Origin of the sequence: Erwinia aphidicola, assembly GCF_014773485.1 — a bacterium.
GTDB lineage: Bacteria > Pseudomonadota > Gammaproteobacteria > Enterobacterales > Enterobacteriaceae > Erwinia > Erwinia aphidicola.
The window spans coordinates 12,878-26,214 of the sequence record NZ_JACXBP010000018.1 but is presented as its reverse complement, the minus strand read 5'-3'; the positions used below and the strand labels follow the sequence as shown (position 1 = coordinate 26,214).

The following is a 13,337-nucleotide window of genomic DNA, read 5'->3' as shown; positions in this document are numbered from 1 at the left end:
GGTACTGTTGTGACCGGTCGTGTAGAGCGCGGTATCGTTAAAGTGGGTGAAGAAGTTGAGATCGTGGGTCTGAAAGACACCGTGAAATCTACCTGTACCGGCGTTGAAATGTTCCGTAAGCTGCTGGACGAAGGTCGTGCAGGCGAGAACTGTGGTATCCTGCTGCGCGGTATTAAGCGTGAAGACGTTGAGCGCGGCCAGGTTCTGGCTAAGCCAGGCTCAATCAAGCCACACACCAAGTTCGAGTCAGAAGTTTATATTCTGTCTAAAGAAGAAGGCGGCCGTCATAGCCCATTCTTCAAAGGTTACCGTCCACAGTTCTACTTCCGTACAACTGACGTGACCGGTACCATCGAACTGCCAGAAGGCGTTGAGATGGTAATGCCAGGCGACAACATCAAACTGGTTGTTGAACTGATCAAACCAATCGCAATGGACGACGGTCTGCGTTTCGCAATTCGCGAAGGCGGCCGTACCGTTGGTGCTGGTGTTGTTGCTAAAGTTATCGCTTAATTGTGATGATTTGAACTGGCGGAGTTCGCTCTGCCAGAGCAAGAGAAAAGAGCGCTTCGGCGCTCTTTTTTTATGGGTGAAGAGTGGGCGTGGTGAGCTAATAACCATTGTAATAATAACGATTCGTATTTACACTATTGGTCGGAAAATGTTCTGAGGTTGGTGTATGTACGTTTGTTTGTGTAATGCAGTCAGTGATAAAACTCTGCGCGAAGTCGTCCGTCGCTATCAGCCCAAATCTCTTCAGCAGCTACGCCAGCTGGTACCAGTCGGCAAACAGTGCGGGAAGTGTATTCGTGCCGCGCGCGAGATTATGGAAAGCGAATTGCAGCACGTGCCGCAGTATAAAGAAATAGCCTGACATTTAATGCTTATTTCTTCGCCACTTTTTTGACTAATGCCCTTACTAACCTTACGCTTTTATAACCTGGAAGCGGAGGATACAACATGAAGGGCGATAGTAAGATCATAACTCATCTCAACAAACTGCTCGGTAATGAACTGGTGGCCATCAATCAGTATTTCCTGCATGCACGCATGTTTAAAAACTGGGGCCTGCAGCGGCTGAACAATGTGGAATACCACGAGTCCATTGATGAGATGAAGCACGCTGATAAGTACATTGAGCGCATTCTGTTTCTCGAAGGGCTACCGAACCTTCAGGATCTGGGACGGTTACGTATTGGAGAGGATGTCGAAGAGATGCTGGCATCCGACCTCGCGCTGGAACTGGAAGGGGCAAAGGATCTGCGTGAAGCTATCGCTTACGCCGATAAAGTCCACGACTATGTTAGCCGCGATATGATGATTGAAATTCTTGCCGATGAAGAACACCACATCGACTGGTTAGAAACTGAATTAGAGCTGGTGAAAAAGCTGGGCATCCAGAACTATCTGCAAAGCCAGCTCAAAGAGCAGGCGCAGGCGTAATTTGTGGTTATTTTAAGCAGTGCCACGCAGTCACCCTGGCCATAAAGCACCTGGACTGGCAGGGCAGGGTGGTTGCGATCTCTTCTCCCGTTTTCTCCTTCCGCTAACAAAAGCGACAACGCTGTTGCTTTCCCCCCCGATGTACGTATAATACGCGGGCCTGCCAATATGGTCAGGCGCGATTCAATATGAGTCGCAGGCAAGTGCGAAAGTGCTCGCCAACAATACTCGCGATATGCGGGTTATGTGCTCAACGATTACACTCCTCCATCAATCGTAATGGATGCGAGTAGTAATTCTTTTCGTTTATAAATAATTGGAGCTCTGGTCTCATGCAGAACCAAAGAATCCGTATCCGTCTTAAAGCGTTTGATCATCGTCTGATCGATCAATCAACTGCGGAAATCGTAGAGACTGCCAAGCGCACTGGTGCGCAGGTACGTGGTCCTATCCCGCTGCCGACCCGCAAAGAGCGCTTTACCGTTCTGATCTCCCCGCACGTCAACAAAGACGCGCGCGATCAGTATGAGATTCGCACTCACAAGCGTCTGGTTGACATCGTTGAGCCAACCGAAAAAACGGTTGATGCTCTGATGCGTCTGGATCTGGCTGCAGGTGTTGACGTGCAGATCAGCCTGGGTTAATCAGGTCATTGAGCGATTGAGAGGTTGAAACAATGATTGGTTTAGTCGGTAAAAAAGTGGGTATGACCCGTATCTTCACAGAAGATGGCGTTTCTATCCCTGTAACCGTGATCGAAATTGAAGCAAACCGCGTTACTCAGGTCAAAGGCCTGGAAAACGACGGTTACACTGCTATCCAGGTAACTACCGGTGCTAAAAAAGCAAACCGTGTAACTAAGCCTGAAGCAGGTCATTTTGCTAAAGCTGGCGTTGAAGCTGGCCGTGGTCTGTGGGAATTCCGCACCGTTGAAGGCGCAGAGTTCACTGTAGGTCAGAGCATTAATGTTGACATTTTCGCTGACGTGAAAAAAGTTGACGTGACTGGAACATCTAAAGGTAAAGGTTTTGCCGGTACTGTAAAGCGCTGGAACTTCCGTACTCAGGATGCTACTCACGGTAACTCCTTGTCACACCGCGTACCGGGTTCTATCGGTCAGAACCAGACTCCGGGCAAAGTGTTCAAAGGCAAGAAAATGGCAGGCCAGATGGGCAACGAGCGTGTAACTGTTCAGAGTCTGGACGTTGTACGTGTTGACGCTGAGCGCAACCTGCTGCTGGTTAAAGGTGCAGTACCCGGTGCTACCGGTTGCGACCTTATCGTTAAACCAGCTGTGAAGGCGTAAGGGGATAGCAATGGAATTAGTATTGAAAGACGCGCAAAGCGCGCTGACTGTTTCCGAAACTACCTTCGGTCGTGATTTCAACGAAGCGCTGGTACACCAGGTTGTTGTTGCTTATGCAGCAGGTGCTCGTCAGGGTACTCGTGCTCAGAAGACTCGTGCTGAAGTAACTGGTTCAGGCAAAAAGCCATGGCGCCAGAAAGGCACCGGCCGTGCGCGTGCAGGTTCTGTAAAGAGCCCAATCTGGCGTTCAGGTGGTGTGACCTTCGCTGCGAAGCCACAGGACCACAGTCAAAAAGTTAACAAAAAGATGTACCGCGGCGCGCTGAAAAGCATCCTGTCCGAACTGGTACGTCAAGATCGTCTGATCGTTGTCGAGCAGTTCTCTCTGGAAGCTCCTAAAACGAAGCTGCTGGTAGAAAAACTGAAAGACATGGCTCTGGAAGACGTGCTGATCATCACTGGCGAACTGGAAGAGAACCTGTTCCTGGCCGCTCGCAACCTGTACAAGGTTGACGTACGTGATGCAGCGGGTATCGACCCAGTTAGCCTGATCGCCTTCGACAAAGTCGTTATGACTGCTGATGCAGTTAAGCAAGTTGAGGAGATGCTGGCATGATCCGTGAAGAACGTCTGCTGAAAGTACTGCGCGCGCCGCACGTATCTGAAAAAGCATCTGCTGCGATGGAAAAAACTAACACCATCGTTCTCAAAGTTGCGACTGACGCGACCAAAGCAGAAATCAAAGCCGCTGTACAGAAACTTTTCGAAGTAGAAGTTGAAGTCGTGAACACTTTGCTGGTTAAAGGCAAAACTAAGCGTTCTGGACAGCGTATTGGTCGTCGTAGCGACTGGAAAAAAGCTTACGTCACCCTGAAAGAAGGCCAGAATCTGGACTTCGCAGGCGGCGCTGAGTAAGTCGGAGGAGAAGAACAATGGCAATTGTTAAATGTAAACCGACATCTCCGGGTCGTCGCCATGTAGTTAAAGTGGTAAACGCGGAGCTGCACAAGGGCAAACCATTTGCCCCGCTGGTTGAGAAAAACAGCAAATCCGGTGGCCGTAACAACAATGGTCGCATCACTACCCGTCATATCGGTGGTGGTCACAAGCAGGCTTACCGTATTGTTGACTTCAAACGCAACAAAGATGGTATCCCAGCGACCGTTGAACGTCTTGAGTACGATCCGAACCGCTCTGCGAACATCGCACTGGTTCTGTACAAAGACGGCGAACGCCGTTACATCCTGGCCCCTAAAGGCCTGAAAGCTGGCGACCAGATTCAATCTGGCGTTGATGCTGCGATTAAAGCGGGTAACACCCTGCCAATGCGTAACATCCCAGTGGGTTCTACCGTGCATAACGTAGAAATGAAACCAGGCAAAGGCGGTCAGATTGCTCGCTCAGCTGGTACTTACGTGCAGATCGTTGCGCGTGATGGTTCTTACGTTACCCTGCGTCTGCGTTCTGGTGAAATGCGTAAAGTCGAAATTGACTGCCGCGCGACCCTGGGCGAAGTCGGTAACGCTGAGCACATGCTTCGCGTTCTGGGTAAAGCCGGTGCAGCTCGTTGGCGTGGTGTTCGTCCTACCGTTCGCGGTACTGCGATGAACCCAGTCGATCACCCGCACGGTGGTGGTGAAGGTCGTAACTTTGGTAAGCATCCAGTGTCCCCATGGGGCCTGCAGACCAAAGGTAAGAAGACCCGTAGCAACAAGCGTACCGATAAGTTTATCGTACGTCGCCGTAGCAAATAATTTTAGAGGATAAGCCATGCCACGTTCTCTCAAGAAAGGTCCTTTTATTGACCTGCACTTGCTGAAGAAGGTAGAGAAAGCTTTGGAAAGCGGAGACAAGAAGCCACTGCGCACCTGGTCCCGTCGTTCAACGATCTTCCCTAACATGATCGGTTTGACCATCGCTGTCCATAATGGTCGTCAGCACGTTCCTGTCTTTGTTTCCGACGAAATGGTCGGTCACAAACTGGGTGAATTTGCACCGACTCGTACTTATCGCGGCCACGCGGCTGATAAAAAAGCCAAGAAACGCTAAGGCAGGAGGAAGAGATGGAAACTATCGCTAAACATCGCCACGCTCGTTCTTCTGCACAGAAGGTTCGCCTGGTAGCGGATCTTGTACGCGGTAAGAAAGTGTCGCAGGCTCTGGACATTCTGACCTACACCAATAAGAAAGCGGCTGTACTGGTCAAGAAAGTCCTGGAATCTGCCATTGCTAACGCCGAACACAACGATGGCGCTGACATTGATGATCTGAAAGTCACGAAAATCTTCGTAGACGAAGGCCCAAGCATGAAGCGCATTATGCCGCGTGCAAAAGGTCGTGCAGATCGCATCCTGAAGCGCACCAGCCACATTACTGTGGTTGTGTCCGATCGCTGAGACTCTGGAGACTAGCAATGGGTCAGAAAGTACATCCTAATGGTATTCGCCTGGGTATTGTTAAACCCTGGAACTCTACCTGGTTCGCAAATACCAAAGAATTCGCTGACAACCTGGACAGCGACTTTAAAGTTCGTCAGTTCCTGACTAAAGAACTGGCTAAAGCATCCGTCTCTCGTATCGTTATCGAGCGCCCAGCTAAGAGCATCCGTGTGACTATTCACACCGCTCGTCCTGGCATCGTTATCGGTAAGAAAGGTGAAGATGTAGAAAAACTGCGCAAGGTCGTAGCGGATATCGCTGGCGTTCCTGCACAGATCAATATCGCCGAAGTCCGTAAACCGGAACTGGACGCTAAATTGGTTGCTGACAGCATCACTTCACAGCTGGAGCGTCGTGTGATGTTCCGTCGTGCTATGAAGCGTGCTGTACAGAACGCAATGCGTCTGGGCGCTAAAGGGATCAAAGTTGAAGTTAGTGGCCGCCTGGGCGGTGCAGAAATCGCGCGTACCGAATGGTACCGTGAAGGCCGCGTGCCGCTGCACACTCTGCGTGCAGACATTGACTACAACACCTCTGAAGCGCACACCACTTATGGTGTAATCGGCGTTAAGGTATGGATCTTCAAAGGTGAGATCCTGGGTGGTATGGCTGCTGTTGAACAACCGGAACCGGCTGCTCAACCTAAAAAGCAGCAGCGTAAAGGCCGTAAGTAAGGAGAGTCGCTGATGTTACAACCAAAGCGTACAAAATTCCGTAAAGTGCATAAAGGCCGCAACCGTGGTCTGGCGCAGGGTACGGATGTTAGCTTCGGTACTTTCGGTCTGAAAGCTGTTGGCCGTGGTCGTCTGACTGCTCGTCAGATCGAAGCAGCACGTCGTGCTATGACCCGTGCAGTTAAGCGTCAAGGTAAAATTTGGATCCGTGTATTCCCGGACAAACCAATTACCGAGAAGCCGCTGGAAGTGCGTATGGGTAAAGGTAAAGGTAACGTAGAGTATTGGGTTGCCTTGATCCAGCCTGGTAAAGTCCTGTATGAAATGGACGGCGTACCGGAAGAGCTGGCCCGTGAAGCATTCAAGCTGGCAGCAGCAAAACTGCCTATCAAAACCACCTTTGTAACTAAGACGGTGATGTAATGAAAGCAACAGAGCTGCGTGAAAAAAGCGTTGAAGAGCTGAACACTGAGCTTCTTAACCTGCTGCGTGAGCAGTTCAATCTGCGCATGCAGGCAGCATCCGGCCAACTTCAACAGACTCACGTCTTGAAGAATGTTCGTCGTGATGTTGCACGCGTTAAGACTTTACTGACTGAGAAGGCGGGTGCGTAATGACCGATAAAATCCGTACTCTGCAAGGTCGTGTTCTGAGCGACAAAATGGAGAAATCCATTGTTGTGGCAATCGAACGTGTTGTGAAGCACCCGATCTACGGGAAATTCATCAAACGTACGACCAAACTGCACGTACATGACGAGAACAACGAATGTGGTATCGGCGACGTGGTAGAAATCCGCGAATGCCGTCCACTGTCCAAGACTAAGTCCTGGACGCTGGTTCGCGTTGTAGAGAAAGCGATTCTGTAATAGAATCTGCCGTCTCTAAAAAATAAGATAAACGGCTCGCAAGAGCCGTTTATTTTTTCTACCCATATTCAGGAAGCAGTGTTATAATGCTGCGCCCTCAATAATGGGGCTTTTATACGACCTGAATCAGGTCCCGAAGTAGTAGTTGACATTAGCGGAGCACTAAAATGATCCAAGAACAGACTATGCTGACCGTCGCCGACAACTCCGGTGCACGTCGCGTAATGTGTATCAAGGTTCTGGGTGGCTCGCACCGTCGCTACGCAGGCGTAGGCGACATCATCAAAATTACCATCAAGGAAGCAATTCCTCGCGGTAAGGTTAAGAAGGGTGATGTGCTGAAAGCGGTAGTGGTGCGCACCAGGAAGGGTGTTCGTCGCCCGGACGGTTCTGTCATTCGCTTCGATGGTAATGCATGCGTTATTTTAAACAATAACACTGAGCAGCCTATCGGAACGCGTATTTTTGGGCCGGTAACTCGTGAGCTTCGTACTGAAAAGTTCATGAAAATTATCTCTCTGGCACCAGAAGTACTCTAAGGAGCGAAAAATGGCAGCTAAAATCCGTCGCGATGACGAAGTTATCGTGCTGACCGGCAAAGATAAAGGTAAGCGCGGTAAAGTAAAAAATGTTCTGTCTTCAGGCAAACTGATTGTTGAAGGTATCAACCTGGTTAAGAAGCACTCAAAGCCGGTTCCGGCTCTGAACCAACCAGGTGGCATCGTTGAAAAAGAAGCTGCTATTCAGGTTTCTAACGTTGCGCTCTTCAACTCGGCAACCGGTAAGGCTGACCGTGTAGGCTTTAGATTCGAAGACGGCAAAAAAGTCCGTTTCTTCAAGTCTAACAGCGAAACTATCAAGTAATTTGGAGTAGTACGATGGCGAAACTGCATGATTACTACAAAGACGAAGTAGTTAAACAACTCATGACTGAGTTTAGCTACAATTCTGTCATGCAAGTCCCTCGGGTCGAGAAGATCACCCTGAATATGGGTGTGGGTGAAGCGATCGCTGACAAGAAACTGCTGGACAACGCAGCAGCTGACTTAGCAGCAATCTCCGGTCAAAAGCCGTTTATCACCAAAGCACGCAAGTCAGTTGCAGGCTTCAAAATCCGTCAGGGCTATCCGATCGGCTGTAAAGTAACTCTGCGTGGCGAACGCATGTGGGAGTTCTTTGAGCGTCTGATTTCTATTGCTGTTCCACGTATCCGTGACTTCCGTGGCTTGTCCGCTAAGTCATTCGATGGCCGTGGTAACTACAGCATGGGCGTTCGTGAGCAGATCATCTTCCCAGAGATCGACTATGACAAAGTCGACCGCGTTCGTGGTTTGGATATCACCATTACCACTACTGCGAAATCTGATGATGAAGGCCGCGCACTTTTGGCTGCTTTTAACTTCCCGTTCCGCAAGTAAGGCAGGGTTACTGATGGCTAAGCAATCGATGAAAGCACGCGAAGTCGTTCGCGTGAAACTGGCTGACAAGTACCGCGCTAAACGCGAGGAACTGAAAGCTATCATTTCTAGTGTGAACTCATCCGACGAAGAACGTTGGAATGCTGTTCTCAAGCTGCAAACTCTGCCGCGTGATTCCAGCCCGTCTCGTCAGCGTAAGCGCTGCCGTCAAACTGGCCGTCCACATGGTTATGTGGGCAAATTCGGTCTGAGCCGTATCAAGTTGCGTGAAGCCGCCATGCGCGGTGAAGTACCTGGCTTGAAAAAGGCTAGCTGGTAATTACCAATTGAATCACGGGAGTAAAGACAGATGAGCATGCAAGATCCGATCGCGGATATGCTGACCCGTATCCGTAACGGTCAAGCCGCGAACAAAGTTGCGGTCACCATGCCTTCCTCCAAGCTGAAATTGGCTATTGCCAACGTGCTGAAGGAAGAAGGCTATATTGAAGAATTTAAAGTCGAAGGCGACACCAAGCCTGAACTGGAACTGACTCTTAAGTATTTCCAGGGCAAGGCAGTGGTAGAGAGCATTCAGCGTGTAAGCCGTCCAGGTCTGCGTATCTACAAACGCAAAGACGAACTGCCAAAAGTTATGGCTGGACTGGGTATCGCTGTTATCTCTACCTCTAAAGGTGTTATGACCGATCGTGCCGCACGCCAGGCTGGTCTTGGCGGCGAAATTATCTGCTACGTAGCTTAATCGGAGGAATAAATGTCTCGTGTTGCTAAAGCACCAGTCGCGATTCCTGCCGGCGTAGAGGTAAAACTCGACGGTCAGGTTATTTCGATTAAAGGTAAAAACGGCGAGCTGACTCGTACGCTCAACAAAGCTGTAGAAGTTAAGCATGCTGACAACACCCTGACTTTCGCTCCGCGCGAAGGTTTTGTGGATGGTTGGGCGCAGGCAGGTACTTCTCGTGCACTGTTGAACGCTATGGTTATCGGTGTTACCGAAGGCTTCACTAAGAAGCTGCAGCTGGTTGGTGTAGGTTATCGTGCAGCCGTTAAAGGCAACTCTGTGAGCTTAGCCCTGGGCTTCTCTCACCCGGTTGACCACGCGCTGCCAGCGGGAATCACTGCTGAATGTCCAACTCAGACTGAAATCGTGCTGAAAGGCGCTGATAAACAGCTGATTGGTCAGGTTGCAGCCGATCTCCGCGCCTACCGTCGTCCTGAGCCTTATAAAGGCAAGGGTGTTCGTTACGCCGACGAAGTCGTGCGTACCAAAGAGGCTAAGAAGAAGTAAGGTAACACTATGGATAAGAAATCTGCTCGTATCCGTCGTGCGACCCGCGCACGTCGCAAGCTCAAAGAGCTGGGTGCTACTCGCCTGGTGGTACATCGTACCCCGCGTCATATTTACGCACAGGTAATCGCACCCAACGGTTCTGAAGTCCTGGTCGCTGCTTCTACTGTAGAAAAAGCTATCAGTGAGCAACTGAAGTACACAGGAAACAAAGACGCTGCCGCTGCTGTTGGTAAAGCAGTTGCTGAACGCGCAATCGAAAAAGGCATCACTGGTGTTTCTTTCGACCGTTCTGGTTTCCAATATCATGGTCGTGTCCAGGCACTGGCAGATGCTGCCCGTGAAGCTGGCCTACAGTTCTAAGGTAGAGGTGTAAGATGGCACACATCGAAAAACAAGCTGGCGAACTGCAGGAAAAGCTGATCGCGGTAAATCGCGTATCTAAAACCGTAAAAGGTGGTCGTATTTTCTCCTTCACAGCTCTGACTGTTGTTGGTGACGGTAACGGTCGCATCGGTTTTGGTTACGGAAAAGCGCGTGAAGTTCCAGCAGCGATCCAGAAAGCGATGGAAAAAGCTCGTCGCAATATGATTAACGTCGCGCTGAACAGCGGCACCCTGCAGCACCCTGTTAAAGGCGTGCACACAGGTTCTCGCGTGTTCATGCAGCCGGCTTCTGAAGGTACCGGTATCATTGCCGGCGGTGCAATGCGCGCCGTACTGGAAGTCGCTGGGGTTCATAACGTCTTGGCTAAAGCCTACGGTTCCACTAACCCGATCAACGTGGTTCGTGCAACTCTGGATGGCCTGGCCAACATGAATTCCCCAGAAATGGTCGCTGCCAAGCGTGGCAAATCCGTTGAAGACATTCTGGGGTAATGACCATGGCTAAGACTATTAAGATTACACAAACCCGCAGTTCGATCGGTCGTTTGCCTAAACACAAGGCAACGCTGCTTGGCCTGGGTCTGCGTCGTATTAACCACACCGTAGAGCGTGAAGACACGCCAGCTGTACGCGGTATGGTTAACGCGATTTCCTACATGGTTAAAGTGGAGGAGTAACAGATGCGTTTAAATACTCTGTCTCCGGCCGACGGCTCCAAGCACGCTTCGAAACGTCTGGGCCGTGGTATCGGTTCAGGCCTCGGCAAAACCGGTGGTCGTGGTCACAAAGGTCAGAACTCACGTTCTGGCGGTGGCGTACGTCGTGGTTTTGAAGGCGGCCAGATGCCTCTGTATCGTCGTCTGCCGAAATTCGGTTTCACCTCTCGCAAAGCAATGGTCACTGCAGAAGTTCGTCTGTCTGACCTGGCGAAAGTTGAAGGCGGTATCGTCGACCTGAACACGCTGAAAGCAGCAAACATTATCGGTATTCAGATGGAGTTCGCGAAAGTGATCCTGTCTGGCGAAGTTTCTGCACCGGTAACGATTCGCGGTCTGCGTGTCACTAAAGGCGCTCGTGCTGCAATCGAAGCTGCTGGCGGTAAAATTGAGGAATAAGTAGCAGATGGCTAAGCAACCGGGATTAGATTTTCAAAGTGCCAAGGGTGGATTTGGCGAACTAAAACGCAGACTTCTGTTTGTAATTGGTGCGCTGATTGTCTTCCGTATTGGCTCTTTTATTCCGATCCCTGGTATCGATGCCACTGTACTTGCCAAATTGCTTGAGCAACAGCGTGGCACCATCATTGAAATGTTTAACATGTTCTCTGGTGGTGCTCTGAGCCGTGCTTCTATCTTTGCCCTGGGTATTATGCCGTACATTTCGGCCTCTATTATTATCCAGCTGCTGACGGTGGTTCATCCAGCGTTGGCTGAAATCAAGAAAGAAGGGGAGGCTGGCCGTCGTAAGATAAGCCAGTACACCCGTTACGGTACTCTGGTATTAGGTATATTCCAGGCGGTCGGTATTGCTACCGGCCTGCCGAATATGCCAGGAATGCAGGGCCTGGTGTTAAACCCAGGCTTTGCCTTCTACTTTACCGCTGTTGTCAGTCTGGTCACCGGGACAATGTTCCTGATGTGGCTGGGCGAGCAGATAACTGAACGAGGTATCGGCAACGGTATCTCGATCATTATCTTCGCTGGTATTGTTGCGGGTCTGCCGCCGGCCATTGGCCATACCATCGAGCAAGCGCGGCAAGGCGACCTGCACTTCCTCCTGTTGCTGTTGGTTGCAGTTCTCGTATTTGCAGTGACCTTCTTCGTTGTTTTCGTTGAGCGTGGTCAACGCCGCATTGTGGTGAACTATGCGAAACGTCAGCAAGGCCGTCGTGTCTATGCTGCGCAGAGCACACATTTACCGTTGAAAGTGAATATGGCCGGTGTAATTCCAGCTATTTTTGCTTCCAGCATCATTCTGTTCCCAGCAACCATCGCGTCATGGTTCGGGGGCGGAACCGGTTGGAACTGGTTGACAACTATTTCGATGTCATTACAGCCAGGTCAGCCGCTTTATGTGCTACTCTATGCGACTGCAATCATCTTCTTCTGTTTCTTCTATACGGCGTTGGTTTTCAACCCGAGAGAAACAGCAGATAACCTGAAGAAGTCTGGTGCATTTGTACCAGGTATTCGTCCGGGAGAACAGACGGCGAAGTATATCGATAAAGTGATGACGCGCTTAACCTTAATCGGTGCGCTGTACATTACCTTTATCTGCCTGATCCCGGAGTTCATGCGTGATGCGATGAAAGTTCCATTCTACTTCGGCGGTACTTCACTGCTGATCGTAGTCGTTGTCATCATGGACTTTATGGCTCAAGTGCAAACTCTGATGATGTCTAGTCAGTACGAGTCTGCATTGAAGAAAGCAAATCTGAAGGGCTACGGCCGTTAATTCAGGTGCTTGAGAAGTTACGGAGAGTAAAAATGAAAGTTCGTGCTTCCGTCAAGAAATTATGTCGTAACTGCAAAATCGTTCGTCGCGACGGCGTCGTGCGTGTGATTTGCAGTGCCGAGCCTAAGCATAAACAGCGCCAAGGCTGATTTAATCGCATATTTTTCTTGCAAAGTCGGGTTGAGCTGGCTAGATTAGCCAGCCAATCTTTTGTATGTCTATGCGTTTCCATTTGAGTATCCTGAAAACGGGCTTTTCGGCATGGGACGCATAAGTAATTAAATAGGAGTGCATAGTGGCCCGTATAGCAGGCATTAACATTCCTGATCATAAACATACCGTTATCGCATTAACTGCAATTTTCGGTATCGGCAAGACCCGTTCACAGGCTATCTGTGCATCTACGGGAATCGCTGAAAATGTTAAGATCAGTGAGCTGTCTGAAGAACAAATCGACATTCTGCGTGATGCAGTAGCGAAATTTGTTGTTGAAGGCGATCTGCGTCGTGAAGTCACCCTGAGCATCAAGCGTCTTATGGACCTTGGTTGCTATCGTGGTTTGCGTCATCGTCGTGGTCTTCCAGTGCGCGGTCAGCGTACTAAGACTAACGCACGTACCCGTAAGGGTCCGCGTAAACCGATCAAGAAATAATCGGGGTGATTGAATAATGGCAAAGGCACCAGTTCGTGCACGCAAGCGTGTAAGAAAGCAAGTCTCTGATGGCGTGGCACATGTCCATGCGTCTTTTAACAACACCATCGTAACTATTACCGATCGTCAGGGTAATGCGCTGGGTTGGGCAACAGCCGGTGGTTCCGGTTTCCGTGGTTCTCGTAAGTCTACGCCGTTCGCTGCGCAGGTTGCTGCAGAGCGTTGCGCAGAGGCCGTGAAAGATTACGGTATTAAGAACCTGGAAGTTATGGTTAAGGGTCCTGGTCCAGGCCGCGAATCAACTATTCGTGCCCTGAACGCTGCTGGTTTCCGCATCACTAATATTACTGATGTGACTCCGATCCCTCACAACGGTTGTCGTCCGCCGAAAAAACGTCGCGTATAACGCC

Annotated in this window: 28 protein-coding genes; all 28 read left to right on the top strand. The window is 50.2% G+C overall.

Features of this window, described 5'->3' with window-relative positions:
• Window positions 1-513: EF-Tu C-terminal domain-related protein (locus tag ID864_RS23520; RefSeq protein ID WP_263575968.1), on the top strand; the 513-nt coding region annotated here is incomplete at its 5' end.
• A 166-nt stretch (window positions 514-679) separates the two neighbouring features.
• Entirely contained in the window at window positions 680-874 is a 195-nt protein-coding gene (gene bfd, locus ID864_RS23515) for a bacterioferritin-associated ferredoxin (protein ID WP_048917640.1), read from the top strand.
• A gap of 86 nt (window positions 875-960) precedes the next feature.
• Entirely contained in the window at window positions 961-1,443 is a 483-nt protein-coding gene (bfr, locus tag ID864_RS23510; protein ID WP_048917639.1) for a bacterioferritin, read from the top strand.
• Window positions 1,444-1,775: 332 nt separating this feature from the next.
• A complete protein-coding gene (rpsJ, locus tag ID864_RS23505) occupies window positions 1,776-2,087 on the top strand; it encodes a 30S ribosomal protein S10 (RefSeq protein ID WP_001181005.1) in 312 nt (103 codons plus the stop codon).
• A 32-nt stretch (window positions 2,088-2,119) separates the two neighbouring features.
• Entirely contained in the window at window positions 2,120-2,749 is a 630-nt protein-coding gene (gene rplC, locus ID864_RS23500; protein ID WP_048917638.1) for a 50S ribosomal protein L3, read from the top strand.
• Window positions 2,750-2,759: 10 nt separating this feature from the next.
• A complete protein-coding gene (gene rplD / locus ID864_RS23495) occupies window positions 2,760-3,365 on the top strand; it encodes a 50S ribosomal protein L4 (protein WP_023656564.1) in 606 nt (201 codons plus the stop codon).
• On the top strand, window positions 3,362-3,664 hold the full coding sequence (gene rplW / locus ID864_RS23490) for a 50S ribosomal protein L23 (protein ID WP_048917637.1): 303 nt from the start codon (window positions 3,362-3,364) through the stop codon (window positions 3,662-3,664). Before rplD ends, rplW begins: the two co-directional genes overlap by 4 nt.
• A 17-nt stretch (window positions 3,665-3,681) precedes the next feature.
• Window positions 3,682-4,503, top strand: a complete 822-nt coding sequence (rplB, locus tag ID864_RS23485; protein WP_048917636.1) for a 50S ribosomal protein L2 — start codon at window positions 3,682-3,684, stop codon at window positions 4,501-4,503.
• Between the two features lie 16 nt (window positions 4,504-4,519).
• A complete protein-coding gene (rpsS, locus tag ID864_RS23480; RefSeq protein WP_004160590.1) occupies window positions 4,520-4,798 on the top strand; it encodes a 30S ribosomal protein S19 in 279 nt (92 codons plus the stop codon).
• 14 nt (window positions 4,799-4,812) lie between these two features.
• Window positions 4,813-5,145: a 50S ribosomal protein L22 gene (gene rplV, locus ID864_RS23475; protein WP_000447532.1), complete on the top strand. Its 333-nt coding sequence runs from the start codon at window positions 4,813-4,815 to the stop codon at window positions 5,143-5,145.
• Between the two features lie 17 nt (window positions 5,146-5,162).
• Complete coding sequence (gene rpsC, locus ID864_RS23470; RefSeq protein ID WP_002919766.1) at window positions 5,163-5,861, top strand: 30S ribosomal protein S3; 699 nt, start codon at window positions 5,163-5,165, stop codon at window positions 5,859-5,861.
• 12 nt (window positions 5,862-5,873) lie between these two features.
• Window positions 5,874-6,284, top strand: coding sequence for a 50S ribosomal protein L16 (gene rplP / locus ID864_RS23465; protein ID WP_002438716.1), 411 nt, complete (start codon window positions 5,874-5,876; stop codon window positions 6,282-6,284).
• Window positions 6,284-6,475, top strand: a complete 192-nt coding sequence (gene rpmC, locus ID864_RS23460; RefSeq protein WP_048917635.1) for a 50S ribosomal protein L29 — start codon at window positions 6,284-6,286, stop codon at window positions 6,473-6,475. Before rplP ends, rpmC begins: the two co-directional genes overlap by 1 nt.
• Window positions 6,475-6,729, top strand: a complete 255-nt coding sequence (rpsQ, locus tag ID864_RS23455) for a 30S ribosomal protein S17 (RefSeq protein ID WP_048917634.1) — start codon at window positions 6,475-6,477, stop codon at window positions 6,727-6,729. The genes rpmC and rpsQ overlap by 1 nt, the downstream gene beginning before the upstream one ends.
• Window positions 6,730-6,896: 167 nt before the next feature.
• Entirely contained in the window at window positions 6,897-7,268 is a 372-nt protein-coding gene (gene rplN, locus ID864_RS23450) for a 50S ribosomal protein L14 (protein ID WP_048917633.1), read from the top strand.
• Between the two features lie 10 nt (window positions 7,269-7,278).
• Window positions 7,279-7,593: a 50S ribosomal protein L24 gene (gene rplX / locus ID864_RS23445; RefSeq protein ID WP_048917632.1), complete on the top strand. Its 315-nt coding sequence runs from the start codon at window positions 7,279-7,281 to the stop codon at window positions 7,591-7,593.
• A gap of 14 nt (window positions 7,594-7,607) precedes the next feature.
• Window positions 7,608-8,147 carry a 50S ribosomal protein L5 gene (gene rplE / locus ID864_RS23440; protein ID WP_013204126.1) on the top strand — a complete coding sequence of 180 codons (540 nt, stop codon included), beginning with the start codon at window positions 7,608-7,610 and terminating at the stop codon, window positions 8,145-8,147.
• Window positions 8,148-8,160: 13 nt separating this feature from the next.
• Complete coding sequence (gene rpsN / locus ID864_RS23435; RefSeq protein WP_048917631.1) at window positions 8,161-8,466, top strand: 30S ribosomal protein S14; 306 nt, start codon at window positions 8,161-8,163, stop codon at window positions 8,464-8,466.
• A 30-nt stretch (window positions 8,467-8,496) separates the two neighbouring features.
• A complete protein-coding gene (gene rpsH, locus ID864_RS23430) occupies window positions 8,497-8,889 on the top strand; it encodes a 30S ribosomal protein S8 (RefSeq protein ID WP_048917630.1) in 393 nt (130 codons plus the stop codon).
• 12 nt (window positions 8,890-8,901) lie between these two features.
• A complete protein-coding gene (gene rplF / locus ID864_RS23425) occupies window positions 8,902-9,435 on the top strand; it encodes a 50S ribosomal protein L6 (RefSeq protein WP_048917629.1) in 534 nt (177 codons plus the stop codon).
• A gap of 9 nt (window positions 9,436-9,444) precedes the next feature.
• Complete coding sequence (gene rplR, locus ID864_RS23420; protein WP_004160572.1) at window positions 9,445-9,798, top strand: 50S ribosomal protein L18; 354 nt, start codon at window positions 9,445-9,447, stop codon at window positions 9,796-9,798.
• 14 nt (window positions 9,799-9,812) lie between these two features.
• Window positions 9,813-10,313, top strand: coding sequence for a 30S ribosomal protein S5 (gene rpsE, locus ID864_RS23415; RefSeq protein ID WP_048917628.1), 501 nt, complete (start codon window positions 9,813-9,815; stop codon window positions 10,311-10,313).
• 5 nt (window positions 10,314-10,318) lie between these two features.
• Window positions 10,319-10,498, top strand: coding sequence for a 50S ribosomal protein L30 (rpmD, locus tag ID864_RS23410; RefSeq protein ID WP_004160569.1), 180 nt, complete (start codon window positions 10,319-10,321; stop codon window positions 10,496-10,498).
• A 3-nt stretch (window positions 10,499-10,501) separates the two neighbouring features.
• Window positions 10,502-10,936, top strand: coding sequence for a 50S ribosomal protein L15 (gene rplO, locus ID864_RS23405; RefSeq protein ID WP_048917627.1), 435 nt, complete (start codon window positions 10,502-10,504; stop codon window positions 10,934-10,936).
• Between the two features lie 7 nt (window positions 10,937-10,943).
• Complete coding sequence (secY, locus tag ID864_RS23400; protein ID WP_004160567.1) at window positions 10,944-12,275, top strand: preprotein translocase subunit SecY; 1,332 nt, start codon at window positions 10,944-10,946, stop codon at window positions 12,273-12,275.
• A 32-nt stretch (window positions 12,276-12,307) separates the two neighbouring features.
• Window positions 12,308-12,424, top strand: coding sequence for a 50S ribosomal protein L36 (rpmJ, locus tag ID864_RS23395; RefSeq protein WP_020322760.1), 117 nt, complete (start codon window positions 12,308-12,310; stop codon window positions 12,422-12,424).
• A 146-nt stretch (window positions 12,425-12,570) separates the two neighbouring features.
• Window positions 12,571-12,927, top strand: coding sequence for a 30S ribosomal protein S13 (gene rpsM, locus ID864_RS23390; RefSeq protein WP_048917626.1), 357 nt, complete (start codon window positions 12,571-12,573; stop codon window positions 12,925-12,927).
• A 16-nt stretch (window positions 12,928-12,943) separates the two neighbouring features.
• Complete coding sequence (gene rpsK, locus ID864_RS23385; protein ID WP_004160563.1) at window positions 12,944-13,333, top strand: 30S ribosomal protein S11; 390 nt, start codon at window positions 12,944-12,946, stop codon at window positions 13,331-13,333.
• Window positions 13,334-13,337 lie beyond the last annotated feature (4 nt).